We start from the raw sequence: 26124 nt of genomic DNA, 5'->3' as shown, positions 1-26124 counted from the left end.
TGTCAGTGGGGTGCGGCATCATCGGGGTGTGACGCGACGCCTGATGCTCCTCGACACCGCTTCCCTCTACTACCGCGCCTACTTCGGGGTTCCCGATTCGGTGCGCGCCCCGGACGGGACCCCGGTCAACGCCGTGCGCGGGCTGCTCGACTTCATCGGGCGCCTGGTGCAGGACCACCGGCCGGACGACCTGGTCGCCTGCATGGACGCGGACTGGCGGCCGCACTGGCGGGTGGAGCTGATCCCCACGTACAAGGCGCACCGCGTCGCGGTGGAGACCGCCGAGGGGATGCCCGACGAGGAGGAGACCCCCGACACACTGGCCCCGCAGGTGCCGGTCATCGAGGACGTCCTGGATGCGCTCGGCATCGCCCGGGTCGGCGTCGCGGACTACGAGGCGGACGATGTGATCGGCACGCTCACCGGCCTGGCCACCGGCCCCGTGGACATCGTCACCGGCGACCGGGATCTCTATCAGCTGGTCGACGACGCCCGCGGGGTGCGGGTGCTCTATCCCCTGAAGGGGGTCGGCTCGCTCCAGCTGACGGACGAGGCGTGGCTGCGGGAGAAGTACGGGGTGGACGGCTCCGGCTATGTCGATCTGGCCCTGCTGCGCGGCGACCCGAGCGACGGACTGCCGGGCGTTCCCGGCATCGGCGAGAAGACGGCGGCGAGACTGCTGGACGCCTTCGGCGATCTGGCCGGAATCATGGCCGCGGTGGACGATCCGGCCGCCAAGCTGACGCCCTCGCAGCGCAAGCGCCTCGACGAGGCCCGGGACTATGTGGCCGTCGCACCGAAGGTGGTCCGCGTCGCCCGTGACGTACCCCTTCCCGAGTTCGACCCCGCGCTCCCCATCGAGCCACGCGATCCCGTCGCCCTCGAAGCCCTCGCGAAGCAGTGGGGGCTGGGCGGTGCCCTGCAACGCCTGCTCTCCACACTGCGCAACTGAAGTGCTAGCTTAGGTAAGCCTAAGCAATCGGAGCAGGGAGAACCTCGTGGCAGAACGACCGGCACGGCAGGCACCCAAGGCGCAGGGGGCCCACGTTCTGCGCACCGAGCAGATCACCCCTCACATGGTGCGCGTGGTGCTCGGCGGTGACGGCCTCGCCGGCTTCGGACTCTCCGGGTTCACCGACCACTACGTCAAGCTCTGCTTCGCCCCCGAGGGTGCGGACTACGCGCACCCGTTCGACATGGCCCGCATCCGTGAGGAGCAGCCGCGGGAGCTGTGGCCCACCACCCGCACCTACACGGTGCGCTCCTGGGATCCGGTCACCCGGGAGCTGGCCATCGACTTCGTGGTCCACGGCGACGAGGGCCTCGCCGGACCCTGGGCGATGCGGGCGGTCGCGGGTGACCAGGTGACCTTCCTCGGCCCCGGTGGGGGCTACGGCCCGGACGCCTCGGCGGACTGGCACCTCCTGGCCGGCGACGAGAGCGCTCTGCCGGCGATCGCCGCCGCCCTGGAGCAGATGTCGGCGGGTGCGGTCGTGCACGCGTTCGTCGAGGTGTCGGACGCCTCGGAGGAGCAGAAGATCGTGACGCCCGACGGGGTCGAGGTGACCTGGCTGCACCGCGGTGAGCGCCCGGTCGGCGAGGCGCTGACAGCCGCGGTCAAGGAGCTGGAGTTCCCGGCGGGCGAGGTCCAGGCATTCATCCACGGCGAGGCGGGCTTCGTGAAGGAGATCCGCCGCCATCTGCGCCTGGACCGCAAGATCCCGCTTCCTCAGCTGTCCATCTCCGGCTACTGGCGGCTCGGCCAGAACGACGACGCCTGGCGCTCGGTCAAGCGCGAGTGGAACGCACAGGTGGAGCGCGAGCAGGAGAGCGCGGCGTAACACCGGCTCACTCGTGTACGCCCCGGTCCCCGACCGGGGCGTACGTGTTCCCGGGGCGCCGGTTCATCCACCGGCGGCATGCACCGCCGCCCCGTCGCCGCCCGGATCCCCCTCGCCGTCGTACGCGCGCGAGGACGCGTCCACATGCGCGAGCCGTCGCAGTGCGCTGAACATCGCCTCCCCCAGCACCGTGCCGACGACCACGCTCTCCACCAGGTCCTCGCGCGCCACCCGCCGCCCCACATAGTCGAGGTCGGCCCGCGCGACCGGTTCGGCGGCGGCCGCGTAGTCGTCGAGCAGCTCGACGAACCCGCCGTGCCCGGCCCGCCGCAGCGCGACGATCACCCCAGCCAGGCACTCGCCGGCCGGACCGTGCGCCTCGGCCCGCCAGCCGCGTCGCTCCACCAGCTCCGCCACCTCTTCGCGGGCGTCGTCCAGCTCGGGCCCCGGCTCGTCCCCCTGCAGCGGGGTGAGTCGCTTCGCCGCGACACCCAGCACCTTGTGCACCGGCTGCTCCGGGTCCTCGACCACCCGGAGCACATCGCCGATGGCCGCGAGCGAGAGCCCGCCGACATCCAGCAGGGCACGGATCAGCCGCAGCCTGCGCTCATGGCCGGAGTCGTAACTCGCCTGGTTCGGGCTGGTCAACTGCCCGGCGGGCAACAGCCCTTCCCGTACATAGAACTTGATCGTCGGTACCGGAACCCCGGACCTGCGACTCAACTCGCCGATGCGCACCGCGTGTTCTTCCTTCCGCGCTTGCCAACCCCCAGACCCATCATAGATAGTTCCACTATCGGATAGCGGGAAGTGCCACTATCCATAATTGCAGAGGGGGTCCTCATGCCTTCATGGCGTTCATGGCACCGGCCGTTAGTCCTCTTCGCGGCCGCGATGGCCGTCATGGCGGTCGTCTCGGCCGTGGGACTGCTGGTCGACGACCGGGTCCTGGCGGGCTCGGCGATATGGTTCAAGCCGTTCAAGTTCGCGGTCTCGTTCGTCGTCTACGCACTCGCACTGGCCTGGATGCTGACGCTGGTCACCCGCGGCCGGCGCGTCGGCTGGTGGGCCGGAACCGTGGTCGCCCTGTCCAGCCTGGGCGAGATGGCGATCATCACCGGCCAGGTGATCCGCGGGAAGCGCAGCCACTTCAACCACGCCACCCCGTTCGACGAGACGCTGTTCAACACGATGGCCGTCACCGTCGTCGTGCTCTGGACCGGCACACTGGCCATAGCCGTCCTGCTGCTGCGCGCCCGTATGGCCGACCGCGCCGCCGCCTGGGCGATCCGCTCGGGCGTGCTGCTCGCCCTGGTGGGTGCCGGATTCGGCTTCCTGATGACGCAGCCCACGCCCGAGCAGCGGGCGGCCGGGAATCTCGACACCGCCGATGTGATCGGCGCGCATTCCGTCGGCGTACCGGACGGCGGCCCGTCGATGCCCCTCACCGGCTGGTCGGCAACCGGCGGGGATCTGCGCATACCGCACTTCGTCGGCATGCACGCGCTCCAACTGCTGCCGCTCTTCCTGCTCGCGCTGGTCGCCCTGGCCCCGCGCTTCCCCCGGCTGAGCGAACCGCGGGTCCGGCTGCGGTTGGTGCTGGTCGCCTCCGGTACGTACGCGGCAGTCGTCGCGCTGGTCACCTGGCAGGCGCTGCGCGGTCAGCCGCTGATCCATCCGGACGGCGCGACGCTCGTCGCCGCGGCCCTGATCGTGGCGGCGACTGCTGTCTGCGGCTATGGGGCGCTGAGGTCAACTCCCGTACCACAGAAGGCCGATTCAGATTCCTTCTCCGATTCCACCGACAAGGAGCTCGTGGCATGACCGGTGCGCTCTTCGAGATCTCGTTCTTCCTGGCAGCCCCGTTCTGGCTGCTCATGATCCTCGCGCCGAACTGGCGTCCCACGGCGCGTGTCGCCGCATCACCGCTCACCGTCCTGCCGGTGCTTGCGCTCTATCTGGTCATGGCCGTACCGGTCTTCCCTGAGCTCTGGGACGCGGTGCGCAGCCCCGACATCGACACCTTCCGCGACCTGACGGCCCTGGCGAACGGGGCAGGGGCGGTCTGGGCGCAGGTCATCGCCTGGGATCTGCTGCTGGGCCAGTGGATGTTCCTGGAAGGACGCCGGCTGGGGGTCTCTCCGCTGGTGATGGGGCCACTGCTGGTGCTGACGATCCTGCTGTCGCCCTTCGGGCTGCTGGTCTTTCTCGCGCTACGGGCCTTCCTGCGGCCGAAGACCCGGCCCGGGAACGGAATCCCGGACCGGGCCGGTCACGCGTCGCTGGGGTGAGGGCGCCCGTCAGACGGACTTCTGGTACGAGCGGAACGTACGGGTCGACAGCCAGACCGCCGCCACCGCAAGGACCAGCAATGCTCCCTCGCGGCTGAGCACCAGACTCCGGTCGGGGTCGGCGGTCAGCGCCGAACGGCCTGCCACCATCGCCCAGTCGACCGGGTTGAAGTCCGCGATGTGCCGCATCCAGGGCGGCATCTGGCTCGGGGCCATGAAGGAGGAGGAGAGGAAGGTCAGCGGCAGCAGCAGAAAGGTGTTGATGCCGATGATCGACTCGCGCTGACGGACCAGCATGCCGAGCGCGTTGGAGAGCGCACCGAAGACCGTGCCGAGCAGGATCGAGGCGACGACCAGGATCAGCAGCCCGCCCGCACCGCCGGGGTAGGTGGCGCCGGCGGCCCAGCCGAGCAGCACGATGATGACGGACTGCACGGCGATGCTGATGCCGTTCTGTACGACATTGGCGTTCATCAGCGCGTTGCGGCTGACCGGCGTCGTCAGGAAGCGGTTGAGCGTGCCGCGTTCGATCTCCTCCAGGGTGCCCATACCGGCCCACATGCTCGATCCGAGGGCGCTCATCACCACGATGCCCGGGATCAGGTAGTCCAGGTAGGACGTGGTGCCGAAGCCGCCCAGCTCGACGACCTTCTTGAAGAGGTTGCCGAACAGGAACAGCCAGATCACCGGCTGGATCAAGGAGATCGCCAGGAAGACCGGCTGCCGGATGATCGCCATGAGCTGACGCTGAGTCATGTACCAGGTCTGGGCGAGAACTTGGCTGTTCATCGGGTGCCTCCTGCGGGGGTGAGGGCAGGGACCTGCCGGGCGTCCGCCGCTTCGGCCTCGGAGAAACGACGTCCGGCATGGCGCAGATAGACGTCATCGAGGGAGGGGCGGGCCACGGTGGCGGCGGCGACCGCCTCACCGGCCCGCTCCAGGGCGGCGAGCAGCACGGGGACGGCCGCGGCGCCGTCCTCCGCGCGGACGCTCACCCGGCGGCCGTCGACCAGCACCTCGTACACCCCGGGCAGTCCGGTCAGCGCGTCGTCGATCGCCCTTGCATCGCCCTCGGCGCGCAACTCCATGTGGACGGCATCGCCCCGTAGTTCGCCCTTGAGTTCGTCGGGGCTGCCCTCGACGACGACCCGGCCGCGGTCGACGATCGCGATGCGCTCGGCGAGCCGGTCGGCCTCCTCCAGATAGTGCGTCGTGAGGACGATGGTCAGTCCCTCGTCGCCGGCCAGCCGGGAGATCTCTTCCCACATGACCGTGCGGGCCTCGGGGTCGAGTCCGGTGGTGGGTTCGTCGAGGAAGAGAACCTCGGGGCGGTGGACCAGGCCGAGCGCCACGTCGAGGCGTCGCTGCATACCGCCGGAGTATCCCTTGACCTGGCGCTTCGCGGCGTCGGCGAGATCGAAGCGGTCCAGCAGTTCATCGGCGCGGCGTTGGACGGCGGCGCCCCGCATCCCGTACAGCCTGCCCTGGAGCAGGAGGTTCTCACGGCCGGTGGCGACCGGGTCGGCGCCGGACTTCTGGGCGACGACGCCGATCGCGCGGCGGACCCGGTCGGGGTGGCGCAGGACGTCGTGTCCGGCGACGGTCGCGGTGCCGGAATCGGGGCGGGCCAGGGTGGTGAGGATCTTGACGGTGGTGGACTTTCCGGCGCCGTTGGGGCCGAGGAGTCCGAAGACCGTGCCGGCATCGACGTCGAGGTCCATGCCGCCCAGCGCGGTGACATCGCCGGGATAGGTCTTGATCAGATTTCGCGCCGCTACTGCGGGCGCACGGGTGCTCATGACAGAGCTCTCCTGTGGTCAGCGGGGTACTCGGGTCCACCGAGCACTCGGGTATGCCGAGCCGATCCGCGTGAAGAGCGCCGGGCTATCCTGGGTGTGCCGCACCTCGATCGCCTGGCTCGCCTTCACGGCATGGCCGGTCCGGGGTTCGAGACCCCGGCGGTTGCTGCTCCAACAGCTCCCGCCGGGGTCTTTTTCTGTGGTGTCGCTTCTGCTACGCCTTCCGCTCAGGGTCGAGAACGATCTCCTGTTGGCCCAAGTCCTTCCAGTCCTGCGGGACTTCACCGGTTTCATGGAAGGACTTCCACTCCTCGATGCCGCTGATCGAGGCGTCGGTGAGTTCCTTGTGGAAGTTCTTGATCCACTCCAACTGTGCGTCGATCATGTGGAGCTGATACTCGGTCTCGACGACGAAGACGCGGGGCAGCTTCTCCCCCAGCTGACCGAGGACCCCCCGGAGAGCCGCGGCCTGGACCGCCAGCGCCGCCTCCCGGGTCTCCATCAGCTCAGCCACATCCTCCGGCGGCAGCACCGGCAGAAGCGAGAGCGCCGTCTCGAAGACCGGGTACTCGACGGCCGGAACGGCGAGCAGATCGGAGAGCCAGTCGAGCATTTCCGCACGCCCGGCCTCGGTGATGCCGTAGAGCGTGCGCTCAGGGCGGTTGCCCTGCCGCTGGACGCCCGCGACCTCGACGTAACCGTGCTTCTCCAGGTTCTGGACGACGGTGTACAGCGAGCCGAAATTGATCTTGACGCTGTGTTCCTTGCCGCGCCGGCGAAGCGTCTGGGCAATCTCGTACGGATGCATGGAACGCTCGGCGAGCAGCACCATGACCGTCAGCGCCAGTGGATTGCCGAGCTTGCGCCGCTTGGCCACCCGCCCCCACCACCCCTCACTCCGCCTTCGAATACTCGTGCGCGAACATATCGCGTTCACCCGGACGCGTCAACCGCGATGTATCGCGAATTTCGGGATGTGTGGAAGGATCTCGCGCACTGACCGATCCGTGCTGCCGTCGGCTCCGGACCACTCGGAGAACCGATGTGCGATCAGGGAGGAAGCCCGCGTGAAAGAAGCCGTGTACATCAGCGGAGCGCCCTCGGCGGGGCCCGATCTCCAGGAGCTGCTGGGGCTGGTCGCCCGGGGATGTCTCTCGGCTGTGATTCGTCATAGGTGCCGTCCCGGATCGGCCGGAAGAACTCGCACCCGATCGAGTGACGGACCAATCCGTCCGGCGCTGGGCGACGAATCCCGGTGGTGAGTGAAGACCGAGATGATTCGCAGCGAACCGGGGCCGCTCGGTCCCGGCGACGGGGCTGGGCGCGCGCCGCCCTCGCCGCGCTCAGCGGTCTGATCGCCGGGTTCTGCGCCCTGGCGGTCGCCGAGCTGGTCGCGGCTGTCCTTCGTCCCGAGGCAGGCCCGGTCACGGCTGTGGGCAGTGCGGTGATCGACCGCACTCCCCCGGCCGTGAGGGACTTCGCCGTACGGAACTTCGGCACCGCCGACAAGCTGGTGCTCCAGCTCGGGATCCTGATCCTTCTGGCGCTCTTCGCCATGGCGGTCGGAGTGCTGGCGCTGCGGCACCGGCGGCTCGGCTCAGCTGCCGTCCTGGTCTTCGGCCTGGTCGGGGCAGTGGCGGCGGCAGGGCGTCCGGAGGGCGCGCCTGCCGACGCGCTGCCTTCGGTGGCGGGTGCCGTGGTGGCCGTAGGAGTGCTGTATCTCCTGGTCGGACGGCTCACACCGGCTCTTCGTCCCTCCCCCGGGGCCGGGGAGAGGGACGAAGAGGCGAACGGCATCTTCGACCGCCGTGGCTTCGTGGTCGCGGCGACCGCCGCGGCGGTGGCCTCCGCCTGCGCGGGACTCCTGGGGCGGCGGCTCACGTCCTCCGTCCAGGCCGGAGCCTCCGCTTCACGTCATGACCTGGTCCTCCCGGTACCCCGTTCCGCCGCACCGGCGGTCCCGGCGGGCGCCGATCTGAGGATCCGGGGACTGAGCTCGTTCATCACCCCGAACAAGGACTTCTACCGGGTGGATACGGCTCTGGTCGTGCCACGCGTCGATGCCGGCACATGGCAGCTGAAGATCCATGGCAGGGGTGTGGAGCGGCCCGTCACTGTCGGCTTCCACGACCTGCTGCGAAGGGAGGTCATCGAGCGCGACATCACGTTGACCTGCGTGTCCAACGAGGTCGGCGGCCCTTACGTCGGCAACACCAGGTGGCTCGGCGTACGACTGGCCGATCTGTTGCGCGATGCGGGGGTGCGCCCCCCGTCGAAGGGCGGGCCCGCCGACCAGATCGTGGCGCGTTCCGTCGACGGCATGACGATCGGCACACCGGTCGAGACGGTCATGGACGGGCGCGACGCGATGCTCGCTTTCGGCATGAACGGCGAGCCACTGCCCTTCGAGCACGGCTTCCCGGTCCGGATGGTCGTTCCCGGCCTGTACGGATACGTGTCGGCCTGCAAGTGGATCAAGGACATCGAACTCACCACGTTCGATGCCTACGACGCCTACTGGGTCAAACGGAGCTGGTCCCAGGAGGCACCGGTCAAGACCGAGTCGCGGATCGACACCCCCCGTCCGTTCGCCTCCCCGAAGGCCGGCATCGTGCCGGTGGCCGGGGTGGCCTGGGCCCAGCACCGCGGTATCTCCAGGGTTGAGGTCCGGGTGGACGGCGGGGAGTGGCACACGGCCCGGCTGGCTGCCGCGGACACCCAGGACACCTGGCGCCAGTGGGTGTGGGAGTGGCCCGCCGCATCCGGCCATCACACCCTTGAGGTTCGCGCCACCGACGGAACCGGCGCCACTCAGACCGGCGATCGCGTAGGCACCGTGCCCAACGGTGCGACCGGCTGGCACTCGGTGGTGGTCGACGTGCCCTGAGCCGGGGCACACCGAGCCGGGGCACACCCCGACCGCACCACCCTCTCCACGGAGCACGGCTCACCATTTCCTCCGTGCCGAAGAACGGCGCGGGCTCCTTCGCCACGCTGAAGAGGAGCGAACCGACCAGGTCCGGTTCGGGGATGACGTACACCGTGAACGGCTCGTCGAAGGTCGTCTGCGGCAATGTCCCGACCGCCGACGCGACGGTCCACATCGTCGGAAGTCCGAGCGCCGCTGCCGCTGCCGCCGCGCATGCTGCGCGGCATCCCGCTCGCCCCGGACACCGACGGCACGACCCTCGACGAGACGGGCAGGCTGCTGTTCTCGCTGGGGCGGCCGGGACTTCCGGCCTACGCCCTCCGTACGCTGACCGGATGAACCGTCTGAGCGTCGTGGATCGGCAGGACCGGGTGGCGGGTGCCGTCGTCGGATCGGCGGTCGGTGACGCGCTGGGGGCACCGTTCGAGTTCGGTCCCGCCGGTGTGTACGCGGCCCGCTTCCCGGACAGTGTCGGCACGATGTGCGGGGGTGGCGGCTGGGATCCGGGTGAGGCCACGGATGACACCCAGATGGCCGTTCTGGTCGCGGAGTCCCTGCTGGAACGAGACGGCCTCGACCTCCCCGACATGTTCGGCCGGTTTCGCCGATGGGCGCAGGGTGGGCCGAAGGACATCGGCCTGCAGACCGAGGACGTCCTGACGAGCGGTGACCCCTGGGACCTCGCGGCAGCGCTGCACTTCCAGGTCAACGGCCGCGCGGCGGGCAACGGTTCGCTGATGCGGGCCGCCGCACCGGCGGTGTATTTCGCGCGGGCGGGGCGGGTGGCGACGATGGATGCCGGCCGCCGGATCGCCTGGGAGGGCACCGCCGTGTTCCATGAGCTGATCCGGGTGGCACTGGACGGCGGCGATCCGCTCGCCGCGGTCCCGGGCGCCCTGAACCGGGTGCACGAGGATCACCGCGAGCGCTGGGCCACCGTCCTCGCGCCCGGCTGGCATCCGGACGCGGCAACGGAGTTCAACGGCGCGGTGTGGCCGTGTCTGGGCACGGCGCTCTGGGCGCTGCGCACGACACGTACGTACGAGAACGCCCTGGCCGCAGCGGTCGACGTGGGTGGGGACACGGACACGGTCGCCGCGGTGACCGGTGGTCTGGCGGGGGCGGTGTACGGCTTCGAAGCGATTCCGTCGCGCTGGACGGAGCCCCTGCACGTGCCGCTGCCGGGGTACGGGGACCGTGTGCTGCGGACGCCCGATCTGCTGGCCCTGGCCCGGCGGCTGGACAGTGCCCCACCCGGTGCGATTCCCACGGATATTCGCAAGTCTTGAATCTACACATAAGGGCTGGATAAGCGCAGAATGACATAGCAGGCCGCTTATCACATAAAAGCGGTGTTCGGGTCTGCAGAAGCGAAGGAGACGAACCCATGTCAAACCTCTCGCACACCGGCCGTGACATCGCCAGTCACCCCGATGTCTCTGAAATGCGCGATCGCTATGCCCGAATGCTCGGCGGCCGCGATGTGGCTCTCGTGGACGCACCGGTGTTCCTCATCGGTCTCTACTGCGCCATCTCGCCCTGGGTGCTCAGCTTCACGGCAAGTCAGCCCGCACTCGTGACGCACAACCTGATCATGGGTATCGCGATCGCCGCGCTCGGTCTCGGGTTCACCGTCATGCCGGAGCGGATGTACGGCCTGAGCTGGGCCATCTGCGCCATAGGTGCTTGGTTGATCATCTCGACGTGGGTCGTCGGCAGCAGCCCGGACCTCGGCGTCGTCCTCAACAACGTCATCATCGGCGGACTGACCGTGCTGCTGGGATTGGTCTGCGTAGGGGTGTCGATGAAGAGCGGCAAGCCCTCGGCCTGAGACAAGGACGCTCGGCCGGTCCGCGTGACGCGGACCGGCCGACGGCGGACGGGGCCCGGTGCCGTGGATCAGACCTGTCGGAACGGCAGATGGTCCACGTCGCAACCGAAGTACCGCGGCCCGGCGAGGGCCAGGCCGCCAGGAGTGGTCCAACGCGGGCCGCAAGGGGCCGCGAGGACGCTGACGCGCAGGCCGTAGCGCAGGCTCTCCGTCGTCACCGGGTCACCGGTGTCGGTGTCCAGCACGCAGATGAGGTCGGGCGTGGGCGGCCCGCCCCGGTCACGCGGGGTCGGCGGTGCGCTCCGTCCTCGCGCCGGCGGCGCGCGGCGGACACGGCGACGTCCCCGTGCGGTCCCGCGGCAGGCTGCTCGCCGAGCCGCTCGTGCCCCGCAGGACCAGCCCGCCCGACGGGCGGCCCGCGGCCGGGCGCTCGCGCTGCCCATCGACGGCTGGCACATCGCGCTGTGGGTGGACGTCGGCGGCCTCGACGCCACGAACCGGCCGAAGGCACTGGACGCGGTGATGTCCCAGGCGCTGACCCTGCTGCGGACCTGGGACGGACCTGCGGCGCACCCCACCGCACCCGCGTCACCGCCCACCGACACCGTCCAGTGGAACGCGGCCCTGGTCGACGACCCCCTCGTGCTGCCCAGCACCTGGCCCGCCGACCCGGGGGCGGACGGGCGGCGCGCCCCCCTGGCCCGTGCCCGGCGTGCAGTGGACCGGCTGGCCGGACTGCGCCCGGAGGGCCGGTTGAGATGCGGCGTGGGCTCACCGCACCGTGGCCCGCTGGGCATCCGCACCTCCGCCCGTGAGGCCCGGGCCACCGTGCCGCGCGGTGCGGGGCCGACGGTGGCCGCGCATGACGCGGTGGGCCTCGACCGGATGCTGCTGGAGTGGTACGCCTCCGACACGGCGCGCGAAGCGGTCGCGGAACTCCTGGCCCCCCGTACTGGCGTTGGGTCCGGAACGCGCCGAGCCGCTGCTGCGCACGCTCCAGGGGTACCTCGACCACAACAACTCGCCCGCCCGTGCGGCGGAGGCCCTGCATCTGCACCGGAACACGGTGGGCGCCCGCATTCGCAAGATCGTCCAGCTGACGGGCGCCGATCTGAACGAGCCGGATGTGTGCCTCGCACTCCAACTGGCTTGCCGCGCGGGCCTGTCCACGCCCCCGGGCGAGCCGTCCGCACCGCCGGACCTCAGGCCCTGAATCCCACCGTCCCCGGACCTCAGACCCTCACGCCCCCACGCCCCCACGATCCCCGCGCCCGCATCCGCCGTGGCCGCCGCGAACGCGCCGACCGCACGCCCCGGATCGGACCGGTGGACCAGGATCACGCCCTCGATCAGCCCGACCACCAGGTCCGTACGGAGGTCCGCCTCACCCTTGCCGAGGGCCGCACCCGCCTCCGTAGCCACCAGCAACTGTCCGTAGGCCTGCTTCAGTTCAGCCCGGAAATGGTGGAAGTCCGCGAACCGCTCTGCCCGCACCCCGGGCAGCACGTACAGCGCCCCGAGGTTGCAGGGACCGCCGCACAGCAGCGCCACATCGGAGCGGCACAGCTCCCACAGCCGGTCCTCCGCGGCCGTATCGCCGTCCGCGGAGGAGCCGCCTCGCCAGTGCCGGCGGCGGGGTGACTGTGGACTTCAGGAGCTCGGCCGCCGTACGCGCTGGAGGGCGCCGCGGACATCACATCGCACGGCAGTTGGCGCGCATACCTCGGTCGTTGATCCCAGAAACAGTTGACTCGGCACCAACACGCCTGTTCCACTGGGCAGATGCGCCCTCAGCTGCGGCTGGTCACCCGCGACCACATCGACTTCGGTCGAGTGTGGTCCGCCTCGTGTTGTTCCTGACTGCTCCGACGTCAGCGCTTCACACGACCGGTTCCCCCCGCAGCACGAGATGAGGCTTTGCCATGCCCGTCGAGTTTCTCGGCATCGCAGCAACCAATGAAGGCTCCGAAGTGACACCCCGCTCCGGGGCGTCCTTCGACAAGGCGTACACGCTCAAACTGGCCCGCGCACACGAGGACCACGGCTGGGACCGAGTGCTGTTCGCCTACGGCTCCGGCTCCCCCGATCCGTCCCCCGCCGCCGCCTACATCGCGGCCCGTACCGAAACGCTCCAGATCCTGGTCGCGCACCGCCCCAACGTCTCGTACCCGACGTTCGCGGCCAAGACCTTCGCAACCCTGGACCGGATCAGCGACGGCCGTCTCGCCGTGCACTTCATCACCGGCGGCAACGACCACGAGCAGCAGCGCGAGGGCGACTTCCTCACCAAGGACGAGCGGTACGCTCGCACCCGTGAGGCCATCCAGATCATCAAGAAGGCGTGGACTTCGCACGATCCCTTCGACCACGAGGGCACGCACTACCGTTTCAACGACTTCGTGAGCGTCACCTTCCCCGTGCAGCAGCCGCATCCGCGGGTCTCGTTCGGGGGTTCCTCACCGGCGGCGTACGCGGCCGGGGGCGCCGAAGCCGACATCTACTGCCTGTGGGGCGAACCGCTGGCACAGACCGCGGAACAGATCGCATCGGTGAAGGCAGCGGCGAAGGCAGCCGGCCGTAAGGACGTCCCCAGGATCCAGGTCGCCTTCCGGCCGATCATCGCACCGACCGAGGAACTGGCCTGGGAAAAGGCTCACCGGACGCTGGCGCGCATCAAGGCCCGCAAGGCCGGCGCACCGCTGAGCCGCCGTCACCCGCTGAACAGCCCGGAGAACGCCGGCTCCCAACGACTCCTCGCAGTGGCCGCCGAGAGCGAGCGCCACGACCGGGCACTGTGGACACCGACCGCGGCGGAGACGGGCGGCGCCGGCAATTCGACGGCCTTGGTAGGAACACCGGAGACGGTGGCGCAGGCGCTGCTGGACTACTACGACCTGGGTGTGGAAATCCTGTCCGCCCGCGGCTACGACCTGCTGGACGACGCGATCGACTTCGGAAGGCACGTCATCCCGATAGTCCGCGAGGAAGTGGCCAAGCGGGACGCGGCCCGCACAACCCCGTAACACCAAGAGGTGCCGGGCGGGCCGACAAATCCGGCCTGCCCGGCACCCTTCCAGCCCGCCCAGGCCCCATTCCTGCCGGCCCGGCACTTCTCCACCCCATCCGGCACCCTTCCAGTCCGTCCGGCGTTTGAGGACCGGGGTCCGGGGCAGAGCCCCGTTCCGGGAAGGGGCGGGTAGGGGACATGCCCGCCGCAGGCGCACCACTCCGCACCCCCGCACCCCCGCACCCCCGCAAACCTCACCCCACAGAGCTGTAAGCCACAACCCCCCGCAACACCGCCTCCACCGCCTTACGCGCACTCCGCGCCACAGAGCTGCCGTCCCGCGGAGCCGCAGCCGCAATCTGCCCCAGCACATCGATCACCTGCTTGCACCACCGCACGAAGTCCCCCGCCGGCATCTCCGCCTCGCGCAGCACCTCGTCCAGCGTCCGCCCCGACGCCCACATGTAGACCGCCCAGGCAAACCCCAGGTCGGGTTCACGCTGCCCGACCCCCTCCGCCTGGTTGATCTTGAATTCCTCCTCCAGGGCGTCGAGCCGACCCCAGATCCGGACCATCTCGCCCATCGCGGTCTTCGCGGGCCCCGACGGCAGTTTCGGCGCCACCGCGTCATCGGCCTGCCGCGCCTCGTACACCAACGCCGAGACGCACGCCGCAAGTTCGGCAGGGTTCAGGCCCTCCCACACCCCGGCCCGCAGGCATTCGCTCGCCAGCAGATCCAGCTCGCCGTAGAGCCGCGCAAGCCGCCGCCCGTGTTCGGTGACCTCATTGCCCCGCAGATAGTCGAGCTCGGTGAGCAGTGCGACGATCCGGTCGAAGGTGCGGGCGATCGTGTTCGTCCGCCCCTCGATGCGCCGCTCCAGCTGCCTGGTGTCGCGCTGCAGGCGGTGATACCGCTCGGCCCATCGCGCATGGTCCTCACGCTCGTCGCACCCGTGACAGGGGTGCGCGCGCAACTCCGCCCGGTAGCGGGCGATCTCCCGGTCGTCGACCGCGGCGGACCGCCCCTTGCGGTGCCGCTCCGGCACTATGTGCCCGGCCTTGGTCCGCAGCGCGGAGGCCAGATCGCGGCGCGACTGCGGCGAGCGCGGGTTGAACGACTTCGGCACCCGCATCCGCTCCACGGCCTCCACTGGCACGGGGAAGTCGATCGCGGCGAGCCTCTTCACCTGCCGCTCGGCGGTCAGCACCAACGGCCGTGGCCCGTCGTGGTATTCGAGCCCGCGGTGCCCGTGCCCATTGGTCCGTCCGGCGGGCAGCCCCGGGTCGAGGACCAGTGCAAGTCCGGCGAACTTGCCGGTGGGGACATGGATGACATCGCCGGGCTTGAGCTTCTCCAGGGACGCCGCAGCCGCGGCCCGCCGCTGCGACGCGCCCTGCTTGGCGAGCTCCGTCTCCCGGTCCTTGAGTTCGCGGCGCAGTCGCGCGTACTCCTCGAAGTCACCGAGGTGGCAGGTCATGCCCTCCCGGTAGCCCTCCAGTCCCTCTTCGTTCCGCTGGACCTGCCGGGAGATCCCGACCACCGACCGGTCTGCCTGGAACTGCGCGAAGGAGGTCTCCAGCAGCTCGCGCGAGCGGTGCCGCCCGAACTGCTGCACCAGGTTCACGGCCATGTTGTACGAGGGCCTGAAGCTGGACCGCAGCGGATACGTACGCGTACCCGCGAGTCCGGCCAGCGCGCCCGGGTCCATGCCGCGCTGCCACAGCACCACCGCATGGCCTTCGACGTCGATCCCACGCCGTCCGGCCCGCCCGGTCAGCTGGGTGTACTCGCCCGGTGTGATGTCGGCGTGCTGTTCGCCGTTCCACTTGACGAGCTTCTCCAGCACGACCGAGCGTGCGGGCATGTTGATGCCGAGGGCGAGGGTCTCCGTCGCGAAGACGGCCTTGACGAGCCCTCGGACGAACAGCTCCTCGACAACTTCCTTGAACGTGGGCAGCATGCCGGCGTGGTGCGCGGCGATGCCTCGCTCCAGCCCTTCGAGCCACTCGTAGTAGCCCAGGACATGGAGGTCCTCGCCGGGAATGGATGAGGTCCGCTCCTCGACGATCTCGCGGACCAGGCGGCGCTTGCCCTCGTCGTTGAGCCGCAGTCCGGCGTGCAGACACTGCTGTACGGCGGCCTCGCAGCCTGCCCGGCTGAAGATGAACGTGATGGCAGGGAGCAGCCCTTCAGCGTCCAGCCGGTCGATGACCTCGGGCCTGGCCGGGGTCCAGATCCGGCTGCGCTGACGCCGCTCGCGCTCACGGTCCGCCTCGCGGATCATCTTGCCGCGGCGGCGTTCACGCGGGTTGTACGCCCGCTGGTTCTCCATCCGGACGAGCCGGACCAGATCGGGGTTGACCTCGCGGCGTCCGGCGCCGCGGCCGCCGTGATCGGTCTCCTCCTCGAAGAGGTCGTACATCCGGCGGCCTGCCAGCACGTGCTGCCAGAGCGGCACGGGGCGGTGCTCGGAGACGATGACCTGGGTGTCGCCGCGGACGGTGTCCAGCCAGTCACCGAACTCCTCGGCATTGGACACGGTCGCCGACAGCGACACCAGGGTCACGGAGTCCGGGAGGTGAATGATCACTTCTTCCCAGACGGCGCCCCGGAAGCGGTCGGAGAGGTAATGCACCTCGTCCATCACCACATAGCCGAGGCCGCGCAGCGCCTGCGAGCCCGCGTACAGCATGTTCCGCAGCACTTCGGTGGTCATGACGACCACCGGGGCATCGCCGTTGACGCTGTTGTCACCGGTCAGCAGGCCGACCTTGTCCGGTCCATAACGCTTGACCAGATCGGTGAACTTCTGGTTGGACAGAGCCTTGATCGGGGTGGTGTAGAAGCACTTGCGGCCCTGTTCGAGGGCGAGGTGAACGGCGAACTCGCCGACGATGGTCTTGCCCGAGCCGGTCGGGGCTGCGACGAGCACTCCCTTGCCGGCCTCCAGTGCCTTGCAGGCCTCGATCTGGTAGGGGTCCAGATCGAACTCGTACATCTCGCGGAAGGGCGCGAGTGCGGTGGCCAGCTCGGCGGCACGGATCCGAGAAGCCTGGTATCGCTCAGCTGGTGAGAGGTCCTCTGTCATCTTGCTTACGAGCCTACCCGCCACCTCTGACAGTGACGCGATCTTTAAATCCCCGTGGGAGAACCGGGCGCGAGCACTCTCACCGCACCCGGTACACAGGTCGCGGTGAGCGGCAGCGCTCCGAGCTGTTCCCCGTCCGCGTACGCGGTGACACCGGCTGCGGCCAGCTCGATCGAGGAAACCCTGTGCACGGTGACCTTGGGGTGGCTGAGGTGCGTTCCCTTGTAGACGCGGGGGAAGACCTTCAGCAGGGTGGTGCGGCTGCAGTCCCCGACGACGGTCACGTCGAAGAGCCCGTCGTCCATGACGGCGTCCGCGCAGATCCGCATGCCTCCGCCGTACGTCGATCCGTTGCCGACGGCGATGAGCGTCGCCTCGATCTCCCGGACCGGTCCGCCGTCCAGCCTGATGCGGTACGGGATGGGCTTGAACGCGGCGAGTTCGGCGAGGATCGCGAGGTCGTACTTGAACCGTCCACCGACCCAGCGCATCCGGTTGCCGCGGTCGTTGACCCGGGAGTCGAAGCCGGAGGCGAGCACGGACCCGAACCACCGCTCACCGACCCGTCCGAGGTCGATCTCGCGGACGGTACCGCCCTTGAGCGCCTCGGCGGCCAGCCGTCCGGCGACGGCCGGATCCCGTATCGGCATCCCGAGCGCGCGGGCGAAGTCGTTCCCGGTGCCGACCGCGACGACCCCGAGCGGGGTCATCGTTCCCGCGACGGCCTGCAGGGCGAGGGACATCATGCCGTCCCCGCCCACCGCTATCAGCGCACCGGTCCCGCCCGCGACGGCCTCACGGGCCCGCCGCAAAGCGTCGTCGGCGTCCACGCCGAGAACCGTGCGTACGGAGAATCCGGCGTCCCGCAACGCGGAAGCGGCCGGCTGCGCGGCATGCGCGCCCCGGCCGCGTCCTGCGGTGGGATTGACGAAAAGAGTGATCTCGCTGGTCACCCGGGGGACCTTACAAGGTCAGGTGATGTCGTCGTAACCATTGCCCCGGTCACGGTCCGAGCTCGCCTGGGTGGGCAGCGAGCGGCTGGACGAGACCGGTTCGATCTCACCGATGCCCTCGGGGGTGAGGTCCAGCTCCGACGCCTCGTCGTCGTCAAGGCCGGCATCGGGATTGGAACGCTTCCTGCGCTTGTCGTTGAGGAGGGAGAAACCGACCGCGATGAAGTACAGCACCGCGAGCGGGCCCGCGAGCAGAAGCATCGAGATGGGATCGCCGCCGGGTGTCGCGATGGCCGCGAACGCAGTGAGCCCGACGATCATCCCGCGCCACCAGCGCAGCATGCGGACGCCGGACAGGACCCCGGTCATATTGAGCAGGACCAGCAGCAGCGGCAGCTCGAAGGCCAGCCCGAAGACGATCACCATGCGGGTAATCAAGTCGAGAAAGTCGTCAAGGGGCAGCAGGTTCTTCACGTTGTCGGGCGTGAAGCCGAGCATGATCTGGGCAGTCTGCGGCAGGATCTCGTACGCCAGGTAGGCGCCGGCCAGGAAGAGCGGCACCCCGGCCGCGACAAAGGCCACCGCGTAGCGCTTCTCCTGCTTGTGCAGGCCCGGGGCCACAAATGCCCACAGCTGGTAGAGCCAGACGGGAGTGGCCACCAACACACCCGTCATCAGGGACACCTTCAACGCGATGGTAAAGGGTGAGAGCAAACCGTTGGTGGTCATCTCCGCGCACGGACGACCATTGATCATGGTCACGGTGCCGTTCTTGCAGCCGACCGAATCCAGGATCGGCTTCATCAGGAACTCGAAGATTTCCTTCTGGAAGAACGCTGCCGCGATCACGGTGATCACGATGGCCAGGACCGACTTCAGCAGTCGATCACGCAGCTCACGCAGGTGATCGAGGAGAGGCATCCGCCCCTCGTCGTCCTTCTCCTGCTTGCGGGCAGACTTGAGCAACCCACTTCCCTCGTCTCGTGCGGCAGCTGTCGGTGGAGCGGATCAGCTGTCAGCTCTGGGTGGTGGGCTTGGCCTCGCTGACCGGACGGGCACTGCTGACGTCTCCCGGAGCGGCCTGAATGGTACGAGCGGGCGCTGCCTGCGGTGCGGTGTCCGCGGCCGTCTCCGTGGTCGGCGCCGCAGGCTCCGCGTCGTCCTTCTTCATGGCCTTGGCCTCGCTCTTGAGGATGCGGGCCGACTTGCCGAGTGAACGCGCCATGTCGGGAAGCTTCTTGGCACCGAAGAGCAGCAGGATGACAGCGATGATCAGAACGATCTCGAGGGGCTTCAGATTGCCGATCATGTGCGACTTCCTTCTCACTGAGGCGACTGGAGGGCGGGCTCGCTACCCATTCGGCCGGACACACGTCCGACCTGTGCGCTGGCAGCGATCGTAACCCGTAGGGGTAAACGCAAGGCAATGCCCGTGCATACTCCCGCTTGCGGCCCGCACCTCCCCGCCTGGGCCGACGTCAGCAGCGTACCCCCCCGAACCCGAGAAACTGGAGGCCGCGCCCTCCCCGATCCATCGCCCCTGCTCACGGGCTCACACGATCGTGGAGCGGTACATCTAGCGCAACGCTTCACCCGTGGCAGCAAGATCCGTCGCGGCCCGCTCCAGGTCCTCCGCCGCCCGGTTGATGCGCTGGGTCGTTCGGGTCACCTGACGCCCCAGACGCTGGGCCTCGATGAAGACCTTGACGGCCAGCACGCCGAGAACGGCGATCCCGAGAAACCCCAGGGCGATGGCGAGCATGGGCCAGAACATGCGCAGAGCCTCAATGTGTCTAGGTGTCCGAAGTTCTAAAGGCTGGTGTGGAGGCGCAGCGTCCGCACCCCGCCGCCGGTGAGGAGCTCAACTATCCGTTCCCCGGCGGGTTTACGGACGGCCGCGCCGCACTCCGGGCAGGTGAAGGAGTAGAACGTCGTCCGGCGGCTGGCACCCACGGCGAGGCGGATGGCGCCCGCCGCCAGCTCGAACCGCTCGCGGCAGTCCGGGCAGGCGGCCTTGAACCGTACGGATTCGGGCACCACCACGGTCGGAACACCTGACACCACAGACATATTGCGCATATCTCCCTCAGGTATCCGCTCAGGCCGGTCCGTCATAGGCAGCGAGCGCCGCACGGGCCGCCTGTTGTGCGCTCTGCGCGAGCTCCGGCGGGGAGACGATGCGGCCTTCCCGGCCCAGTCGCAGCGCGAGCCTGCGCAGCGAGGCCGGATCGGGGGTGCGCAGGGTGATCCGCAGCCCGCCGTCCGGCAGCTCCTGTGCGCAGTCGTGCGGGTAGTACTCGGCGACCCACCGGCCGCCGGGGCCCACCTCGACCACGACCTCCGGGTCCTCGGCCGCCGGCTGGACGAGCCCTTCGGACAGATCCCGCAGTTCGAGCTCGGGCGGCGCGGCCGGCTCGTCGAGCAGCCGGATCTCGGCGACCCGGTCGAGCCGGAACGTCCGCCGGTCCTCGGAGGACCTGCACCAGGCCTCCATGTACGTATGCCCCACGGCGAACAGCCGGATCGGGTCCACCTCGCGTTCGGTGAGCTCATCGCGCGCGGGCGAGTAGTAGCGCAGCCAGAGCCGGCGCCGCTCGGAGATCGCCCGGTCGACATCGGCGAAGACACCGCCCTCGGACTCGAAGGTGACCGAAAGCCGCGAGCTCGCCGCCCCCACCTCACCGGCCGCGGTCTCCAGCTTCGCGGTGGCCCGCAGCAGCGCCTGCCGGTCACTCTCGCGCAGCCCCGGCAGCGTGGCCACGGCGCGGGCGGCTACCAGGAGCGCCGTCGCCTCGTCGGCCGCGAGCCGCAGCGGTTCCGCGACATCGTCGGGGTTGTGCCACCAGATCCGGTCGCCGTCGGTGTCGATGTCCAGGAGATCCCCGCCGCGGAAGCTCGTACCGCACATGGGCAGCACGTCGAGGTCGGAGATCAGCTCGTCCTCGGTGATCCCGAAGGCGCGGGCGACGTCCTGGACGTGGGCGCCGGGGCGCTCACGCAGATACGTCACCAGGGAGAGCATCCGGCGGGTCTGGTCGATCGCGTTCGTGGCCATGTATCGGTCCCCCTCAGTCCTTGGCCACGGCGCGCAGCCGGTCCACCACATCGGCCCGCAGGTCGGCGGGTTCCTTTACGACGACGTCCGGACCGAACTCGACGAGCCAGGCGTCCAGGCCGTGTCCGTACGGAATCTCCAACTCGTCCCACCCGTCGCCGAGTTCCCGGACCGATATGGCGCGCGAGCGCAGCGGGTATCCGGCACCGGCCCGCAGCCTGATCCGCGCGGTCCGGGTCGCCGTCTCCCCCGCCCAGCTCTCGACGGTCTCGCGGACGGTCACGACGTCGGGCACCTCGACGGTGAAGGCCCCGGCCCGGGAGCGGACCCGGCCGGTGATCCGGGAGAGCCGGAACACCCGCTCGGCGCCGCGGTCCCGGTCCCAGCCGGCCAGATACCAGTGGCCGCGCCAGCACTCCAGCGTCCACGGCTCGACCTGGCGCTGCTCGGGCCGGGCGGCGTTGGCCTTGCGGTAGTCGAAGGTCACCGGGCGGCGGTCCCGGCAGGCCAGCATCAACGGCTCGAACGCGGCCTCATGAACGGGGATACGGGGTTCGAGGGCGCTGTGCACCTCGTACGCGTCCTCGGCCTCCGGCATGCCCGCGGCCCGCAGCTTCTGCAGCGCTCCGCTGGCGGCGCCGGCCAGCCGCGCCTGCTGCCAGACCTTGGCGGCCAGTCCGAGTGCGGCGGCCTCCTCGGCGTCCAGCGTGATCGGGGGCAGCCGGTTGCTGTCGCGGCGGGCGAGATATCCCGTGTCGCCGTCCAGGTTCTCCACGGTCTCGATGATCAGACCGAGCTCGCGCAGATCGTCCTTGTCACGCTCGAACATCCGGTTGAAGGCGTCGTCGGAACCCGCTTCCAGGTAGGCCTCGATGGAGCTGCGCAGTTCGCGCTTGCTCAGCGGGCGCCGGGTCCCCAGCAGACACAGGGCCAGGTTCATCAGCCGCTCGGCCTTGGCAATCGCCATCGACGCCCTTTCTGTTTTGCTCTACGACCGTCGACCGTACCGCTACGCGCGGTCCGGACAAAAGCGAGGGCCCGTGCCCCCAGGCACGGGCCCTCGTATCGCACGGATGCGGATCAGACGGCGACCAGGTCGCAGACGAAGATCAGCGTCTCGCCGGGGGCGATACGGCCGCCACCGGCGCCGCGGTCGCCGTACGCGAGGTGCGCGGGGATGGTCAGCTGACGACGGCCGCCGACCTTCATGCCCTGCACGCCCTTGTCCCAGCCGGAGATGACCTGGCCGGCACCGAGCTGGAACTGCAGCGGAGTGCCGCGGTTCCAGGAGGCGTCGAACTCCTCGCCGGTGGAGAAGGCCACGCCCACGTAGTGGACGGAGACGGTGGCGCCCGCCTCGGCCACCGCGCCGTCGCCTTCCCAGATGTCCTTGATTTCCAGGTCGGCCGGCGGCTCGCCACCCGGGAAGTCGATCTCGGGCTTCTCGATGCTCACTGACTTGCTCCTCTTAATGATGAACTGGGCAACCGGGACAGTCTTACATCTTTGCCAGGATGTCCACGGCGAACACCAGCGTGGACTTCGCGGGGATGGTCTGCTGCGCCTTGTCACCGAACCCCTGGTCCGGCGGGATGACAAGGAGCACACGGCTGCCGATCTTCTTGCCGACCAGACCGTTCTTGAGCCCCTTCAGGGTGACCTGGGCCAGTGGGAAGGTCTGCGTCTTGCCCGCCGTGTAGGTGCTGTCGAACGTCTTGCCGTCCTTCCACAGCAGACCGACGTAGTTCACGATGACGCTGTCGGTGTCCTTCACGACGTCGCCCTTGGACTCCAGGATGTAATTGGAGACGAGCTTCTTCGGCGGGTCGGTCTTGGTGGGGATGGTGACCTTGGGGGCCTTGCCGTCGGTGTTGGTGCCGACCTTGGGCAGGTCGATATTGTCCTGGGCGACCGCGGTGCCCTTGGCTGACGTCGGGATCTGCGTCGACTTCAGAATGTCGACGACGAAGACGAGCGTGGCGTTCGGCTTGATGTCGCCCTGGCCCTGCGCTCCGTAACCGAGATCCGGCGGAATGACCAGCTCGACCCGGCTGCCGACCTTCTGGCCGACGAGGCCCTTGTCCCAGCCCTGGATGACCATGCCGGCGCCGAGGGTCAGATCGAGCGGCTGCTTGCGGTCGAAGCTGTTGTCGAACGGCTTGTCGGAGTCCCAGGGCTGCCCGAGGTAGTTGACCTGGATCGCATCGCCGTTCTTGAGCGTGGCGCCGTCACCCTGGCTGACGACCCTGGTCTTCAGCTCCTTGGGCGGTTTCCCCGTGCCCTTGGACAGGGTGGGCTTCTCGCCGAATTTCGCTCCCGCGGTGATCGCGGGGAACCCGTCCTCGGACACGGCGGAAGCGGAAGCGGAAGCGGAGCCCTTTTCGTCACCGCAGGCCGCTGTCAGCAGCAACAGGGGGACGACGAGAAGGCCGGCAAGTCGGCGCACTTGTTCCTCAGATCTCAGACGGCACAGTTGGTTTGGTCCTCGACACTCTAGGGCGTACGCAGGGCCCCGTACGAGGAACGTACGGGGCCCGCGTCGCGTCGGGAGCCGAAGTTGTCCTGTTGCCGGCTCACATACCCGCGATCAGCTTCTCCACTCGGTCGTCCACCGAACGGAACGGGTCCTTGCACAACACCGTGCGCTGCGCCTGGTCGTTGAGCTTGAGATGGACCCAGTCGACGGTGAAGTCCCGCCGCTGCTCCTGGGCCCTGCGGATGAAGTCACCTCGCAGCCGCGCCCTGGTCGTCTGCGGGGGCACGGACTTGCCCTCGAAGATCTTCAGGTCGTTGCAGACACGGGCGGCCTGTCCCTTGCGCTCCAGCAGGTAGTACAGGCCGCGGCGGCGGTGGATGTCGTGGTACGCGAGGTCTATCTGGGCGACCCGCGGATGCGACATGGTCATGTTGTGCTTGGCCCGGTACCGCTCGATGAGCTTGTACTTCATCACCCAGTCGATCTCGGTCTCGATCCGGTCGAGGTCCTCGGCCTCGACCGCGTCGAGGGTACGGCCCCACAGCTCCAGGACCTGAGCGACGGTTCCGGTGCGGATGCCACGGCGGTCGACAAAGTCGACGGCCTTCTCGTAGTACTCGCGCTGCACCTCGATGGCGGACGCCTCGCGGCCACTGGCCAGGCGCACCTTGCGCTGCCCCGTGGTGTCGTGACTGACCTCGCGGATCGCCCGGATCGGGTTCTCCAGCGTCAGATCCCGCATCACGGTGCCCGCCTCGATCATGCGGAGCACCAGATCGGTCGCGCCCACCTTGAGCAGCATGGTCGTCTCGGACATGTTGGAGTCACCGACGATGACGTGGAGGCGGCGGTACCGCTCCGCGTCCGCATGCGGCTCGTCACGCGTGTTGATGATCGGGCGGGAGCGCGTCGTGGCGGAGCTGACGCCCTCCCAGATGTGCTCGGCACGCTGGCTGACGCAGTAGACGGCACCTCGCGGTGTCTGCAGCACCTTGCCCGCGCCGCAGATCAGTTGCCTCGTGACGAGGAAGGGAATGAGGATGTCCGCGAGCCGGGAGAATTCTCCGTGCCGCGCCACGAGATAGTTCTCATGACACCCGTAGGAGTTTCCCGCCGAGTCGGTGTTGTTCTTGAAGAGATAGACGTCGCCCGCGATTCCCTCCTCGTGCAGGCGGCGTTCGGCGTCGACGAGCAGGCCTTCGAGAATGCGCTCACCGGCCTTGTCGTGGGTGACCAGCTCGGTCAGGTTGTCGCATTCGGGGGTTGCATATTCCGGATGCGATCCCACGTCGAGGTAGAGGCGGGCGCCGTTCCGCAGAAAGACATTGCTGCTGCGGCCCCATGACACAACACGGCGGAAGAGGTAGCGCGCCACTTCATCAGGAGACAGTCGGCGCTGTCCCCTGAACGTGCACGTGACGCCGTACTCGTTCTCCAGCCCGAAAATGCGGCGGTCCATGACTGAACATTACGCCTGATGGCCTGAGCTGAAACCGGGTTCGACAGCACCGTTTCGATCATTTTCCGATCCTTGTACAGCAACGGCCGTACGCCCGGGAACTGCGAGGACCCCTCCCGTGGCAAGCAGGACCAGCAGCGCCGCCACCCCGCCGGCCCCCGCGACGGCGAAGCTCCACGTCGTGCCGCCCAGTTCGACGGCCGGACCTGCCACGGCCGTTCCCGCCGCCGCGCCCACTCCGAACGTCGTCACCAGCCAGGAGAACGCCTCGGTCACCGTGCCCTGCGGAGCATGCCGGTCGACGACGATGAACGAGCACGCGATCGCGGGCGCCAGAAAGACTCCGGCCACTGCTGCCAGAGCGGTCATGGCGACCACCCCCGGGGTCAGCATCAGCGGCAGATAGCCCAGCGCCAGCAGCGCGACGATGACGCGCAGCCGGCGCTCCGGAGCCCCGGCCCACTGCCGTGCCCCGTACACCGCGCCACCGACCAGCGCACCCAGCCCGAGCGCGGCCATCAGCCAGCCGTACACCGACTCCCGGCCGTGGTCGTCGGCGTACGCCACCCCGGCCACTGTGATCGAACCGAGCGCGAGCCCCACGAAGAAGAACGAGCCGAGCAGCGCCAGCAGTCCCGGCGAGCGCAGCGCGCCCAGCCAGTGCGCCTCGCGGGGCGCGGAACGCCAGGCTCGGGAGGGCTCGGAGAGGACGACGGAGAGCGCCCCCAGGACACCTATCGCGTTGATGACGAGCAGGGCGGCGGCGGGCGACCAGAGGGAGACGAGCAGCGTCACCAGCAGCGGGCCCACGGTGAACATGACCTCCTGGGCGACGGCGTCCATCGCGTACGCCCGGTGCACCCGGTCCTCGCCGCCCAGGACGCTCGGCCACAGGGCCCGCAGACCGCCCTCCAGCGGCGGGGTGAACACGCCGGCCACCATCACCGCTCCGTAGGCCAGCGGCAGTGACCCCAGGCCCACCAGTGCCAGCAGGGCCATGCCCAGCGCCGACACCACGGAGGCCGGGAGCTGGACCCGCGGCTGGCCGTACAGGTCCACGGCGCGGCCCAGCAGCGGCTGTCCGACCGCGGTGGACAGCCCGTACACGGCCGCGAGCGCGCCGGCGAGGGTGTAGCTGCCGCCCTCGGCCCGGGTGAACAGCACGATCGCGATATGGGCGGTACCGCTCGGGAGCCGCCCCACCAGGGTCCCTGCCAGCAGCCGGGCGGCGTGCCGCGCCCGGAGGATGTCCAGAAATCCCGCGGCCATGTCCCGCCCCTCTCCCTCGGGCACTCTCCGCACCCTGAGGTTTTACGTATAACGTCGAGGTTCATACGTACCATGTGCCCAGTCCGCAGGTCCACCTCACGGCGCCTGCCCCCGACCGGCCCGGA

General features: G+C 69.3%; 27 protein-coding genes and 3 pseudogenes. 12 read left to right on the top strand and 18 right to left on the bottom strand.

What is annotated here, in order from left to right; genetic code table 11:
- Positions 1–43 precede the first annotated feature (43 nt).
- Together NRF20_RS35530 and NRF20_RS35525 are read left to right on the top strand one after the other, a co-directional pair.
- A complete protein-coding gene (locus NRF20_RS35530; RefSeq protein ID WP_413754642.1) occupies positions 44–952 on the top strand; it encodes a 5'-3' exonuclease in 909 nt (302 codons plus the stop codon).
- Between the two features lie 46 nt (positions 953–998).
- On the top strand, positions 999–1841 hold the full coding sequence (locus NRF20_RS35525; RefSeq protein WP_398629080.1) for a siderophore-interacting protein: 843 nt from the start codon (positions 999–1001) through the stop codon (positions 1839–1841).
- A 63-nt stretch (positions 1842–1904) separates the two neighbouring features.
- Here NRF20_RS35525 and NRF20_RS35520 read toward each other — a convergent pair whose 3' ends face one another.
- On the bottom strand, positions 1905–2579 hold the full coding sequence (locus NRF20_RS35520; RefSeq protein WP_398629081.1) for a MerR family transcriptional regulator: 675 nt from the start codon (positions 2577–2579) through the stop codon (positions 1905–1907).
- Between the two features lie 156 nt (positions 2580–2735).
- Here NRF20_RS35520 and NRF20_RS35515 point away from each other — a divergent pair, with 156 nt between their 5' ends.
- Both NRF20_RS35515 and NRF20_RS35510 read left to right on the top strand, forming a co-directional pair.
- On the top strand, positions 2736–3665 hold the full coding sequence (locus tag NRF20_RS35515; protein WP_413754641.1) for a hypothetical protein: 930 nt from the start codon (positions 2736–2738) through the stop codon (positions 3663–3665).
- Entirely contained in the window at positions 3662–4132 is a 471-nt protein-coding gene (locus NRF20_RS35510) for an ABA4-like family protein (RefSeq protein WP_398629082.1), read from the top strand. Before NRF20_RS35515 ends, NRF20_RS35510 begins: the two co-directional genes overlap by 4 nt.
- A gap of 9 nt (positions 4133–4141) precedes the next feature.
- Here NRF20_RS35510 and NRF20_RS35505 read toward each other — a convergent pair whose 3' ends face one another.
- From NRF20_RS35505 to NRF20_RS35495, 3 genes are all read right to left on the bottom strand, one after another.
- A complete protein-coding gene (locus NRF20_RS35505; RefSeq protein WP_398629083.1) occupies positions 4142–4921 on the bottom strand; it encodes an ABC transporter permease in 780 nt (259 codons plus the stop codon).
- Entirely contained in the window at positions 4918–5931 is a 1014-nt protein-coding gene (locus tag NRF20_RS35500; protein WP_413753919.1) for an ATP-binding cassette domain-containing protein, read from the bottom strand. The genes NRF20_RS35505 and NRF20_RS35500 overlap by 4 nt, the downstream gene beginning before the upstream one ends.
- 214 nt (positions 5932–6145) lie before the next feature.
- Positions 6146–6808 carry a PadR family transcriptional regulator gene (locus tag NRF20_RS35495; RefSeq protein WP_413753918.1) on the bottom strand — a complete coding sequence of 221 codons (663 nt, stop codon included), beginning with the start codon at positions 6806–6808 and terminating at the stop codon, positions 6146–6148.
- Positions 6809–6998: 190 nt separating this feature from the next.
- Here NRF20_RS35495 and NRF20_RS35490 point away from each other — a divergent pair.
- The 5 genes and pseudogenes from NRF20_RS35490 to NRF20_RS35470 all read left to right on the top strand — a co-directional run.
- Positions 6999–7079: pseudogene (locus tag NRF20_RS35490) on the top strand (RNA polymerase subunit sigma); the annotation flags it as partial.
- 110 nt (positions 7080–7189) lie between these two features.
- Entirely contained in the window at positions 7190–8818 is a 1629-nt protein-coding gene (locus tag NRF20_RS35485; protein WP_413753917.1) for a molybdopterin-dependent oxidoreductase, read from the top strand.
- A gap of 186 nt (positions 8819–9004) precedes the next feature.
- Entirely contained in the window at positions 9005–9199 is a 195-nt protein-coding gene (locus NRF20_RS35480; protein ID WP_398629087.1) for a hypothetical protein, read from the top strand.
- Positions 9196–10149 (top strand): ADP-ribosylglycohydrolase family protein, encoded by a 954-nt coding sequence (locus NRF20_RS35475; RefSeq protein ID WP_413753916.1) that lies wholly within the window; start codon positions 9196–9198, stop codon positions 10147–10149. The genes NRF20_RS35480 and NRF20_RS35475 overlap by 4 nt, the downstream gene beginning before the upstream one ends.
- A 98-nt stretch (positions 10150–10247) precedes the next feature.
- Complete coding sequence (locus NRF20_RS35470) at positions 10248–10691, top strand: SPW repeat protein (protein WP_398629089.1); 444 nt, start codon at positions 10248–10250, stop codon at positions 10689–10691.
- Positions 10692–10759: 68 nt separating this feature from the next.
- Here the strand turns inward: NRF20_RS35470 and NRF20_RS35465 are convergent, their stop codons facing one another.
- Entirely contained in the window at positions 10760–10942 is a 183-nt protein-coding gene (locus NRF20_RS35465) for a hypothetical protein (protein ID WP_398629237.1), read from the bottom strand.
- On the opposite strand from NRF20_RS35465, the pseudogene NRF20_RS35460 reads away from it, so the two are divergent.
- Together NRF20_RS35460 and NRF20_RS35455 are read left to right on the top strand one after the other, a co-directional pair.
- Positions 10941–11507 (top strand): annotated as a pseudogene (locus tag NRF20_RS35460) (hypothetical protein); the annotation flags it as partial. The gene NRF20_RS35465 and the pseudogene NRF20_RS35460 sit on opposite strands and share 2 nt — an antisense overlap.
- A gap of 142 nt (positions 11508–11649) precedes the next feature.
- Positions 11650–11904: a helix-turn-helix domain-containing protein gene (locus NRF20_RS35455; protein WP_398629090.1), complete on the top strand. Its 255-nt coding sequence runs from the start codon at positions 11650–11652 to the stop codon at positions 11902–11904.
- Positions 11905–11945: 41 nt separating this feature from the next.
- Here the strand turns inward: NRF20_RS35455 and NRF20_RS35450 are convergent.
- Positions 11946–12354: pseudogene (locus NRF20_RS35450) on the bottom strand (TetR/AcrR family transcriptional regulator); the annotation flags it as partial.
- Positions 12355–12613: 259 nt separating this feature from the next.
- Between NRF20_RS35450 and NRF20_RS35445 the strand changes: the two are divergent.
- Positions 12614–13714, top strand: a complete 1101-nt coding sequence (locus NRF20_RS35445) for an LLM class flavin-dependent oxidoreductase (protein ID WP_413753915.1) — start codon at positions 12614–12616, stop codon at positions 13712–13714.
- Between the two features lie 238 nt (positions 13715–13952).
- On the opposite strand, the gene NRF20_RS35440 is transcribed toward NRF20_RS35445, so the two are convergent.
- The 12 genes from NRF20_RS35440 to NRF20_RS35385 all read right to left on the bottom strand — a co-directional run bounded on the left by NRF20_RS35440 (position 13953) and on the right by NRF20_RS35385 (position 25999).
- Complete coding sequence (locus tag NRF20_RS35440; protein WP_398629092.1) at positions 13953–16787, bottom strand: DEAD/DEAH box helicase; 2835 nt, start codon at positions 16785–16787, stop codon at positions 13953–13955.
- Positions 16788–16831: 44 nt separating this feature from the next.
- Entirely contained in the window at positions 16832–17740 is a 909-nt protein-coding gene (locus NRF20_RS35435) for a diacylglycerol kinase (RefSeq protein WP_398629093.1), read from the bottom strand.
- Between the two features lie 18 nt (positions 17741–17758).
- Positions 17759–18706, bottom strand: coding sequence for a twin-arginine translocase subunit TatC (tatC, locus tag NRF20_RS35430; protein WP_398629094.1), 948 nt, complete (start codon positions 18704–18706; stop codon positions 17759–17761).
- A gap of 49 nt (positions 18707–18755) precedes the next feature.
- Positions 18756–19049 carry a Sec-independent protein translocase subunit TatA gene (gene tatA, locus NRF20_RS35425; RefSeq protein WP_398629095.1) on the bottom strand — a complete coding sequence of 98 codons (294 nt, stop codon included), beginning with the start codon at positions 19047–19049 and terminating at the stop codon, positions 18756–18758.
- A 267-nt stretch (positions 19050–19316) separates the two neighbouring features.
- Positions 19317–19514, bottom strand: a complete 198-nt coding sequence (locus NRF20_RS35420) for a hypothetical protein (RefSeq protein ID WP_259933213.1) — start codon at positions 19512–19514, stop codon at positions 19317–19319.
- 35 nt (positions 19515–19549) lie between these two features.
- Positions 19550–19819: a hypothetical protein gene (locus NRF20_RS35415; protein WP_266362875.1), complete on the bottom strand. Its 270-nt coding sequence runs from the start codon at positions 19817–19819 to the stop codon at positions 19550–19552.
- A gap of 19 nt (positions 19820–19838) precedes the next feature.
- On the bottom strand, positions 19839–20795 hold the full coding sequence (locus NRF20_RS35410) for a helix-turn-helix transcriptional regulator (protein ID WP_398629096.1): 957 nt from the start codon (positions 20793–20795) through the stop codon (positions 19839–19841).
- A gap of 13 nt (positions 20796–20808) precedes the next feature.
- Complete coding sequence (locus NRF20_RS35405; protein ID WP_266362872.1) at positions 20809–21762, bottom strand: helix-turn-helix transcriptional regulator; 954 nt, start codon at positions 21760–21762, stop codon at positions 20809–20811.
- A 113-nt stretch (positions 21763–21875) separates the two neighbouring features.
- Positions 21876–22250 carry an FKBP-type peptidyl-prolyl cis-trans isomerase gene (locus tag NRF20_RS35400; protein ID WP_266362870.1) on the bottom strand — a complete coding sequence of 125 codons (375 nt, stop codon included), beginning with the start codon at positions 22248–22250 and terminating at the stop codon, positions 21876–21878.
- 43 nt (positions 22251–22293) lie between these two features.
- Complete coding sequence (locus NRF20_RS35395; protein WP_398629097.1) at positions 22294–23241, bottom strand: FKBP-type peptidyl-prolyl cis-trans isomerase; 948 nt, start codon at positions 23239–23241, stop codon at positions 22294–22296.
- 127 nt (positions 23242–23368) lie between these two features.
- Positions 23369–24730, bottom strand: a complete 1362-nt coding sequence (pafA, locus tag NRF20_RS35390) for a Pup--protein ligase (protein ID WP_093894153.1) — start codon at positions 24728–24730, stop codon at positions 23369–23371.
- A gap of 9 nt (positions 24731–24739) precedes the next feature.
- Complete coding sequence (locus tag NRF20_RS35385; RefSeq protein WP_266362866.1) at positions 24740–25999, bottom strand: MFS transporter; 1260 nt, start codon at positions 25997–25999, stop codon at positions 24740–24742.
- Positions 26000–26124: the final 125 nt, after the last annotated feature.

The organism is Streptomyces sp. R-74717 (assembly GCF_047305335.1).
GTDB lineage: Bacteria > Actinomycetota > Actinomycetes > Streptomycetales > Streptomycetaceae > Streptomyces > Streptomyces atratus.
Note: the sequence above shows the minus strand (reverse complement) of the source record. Positions and strands in the feature narration are given on the sequence as shown.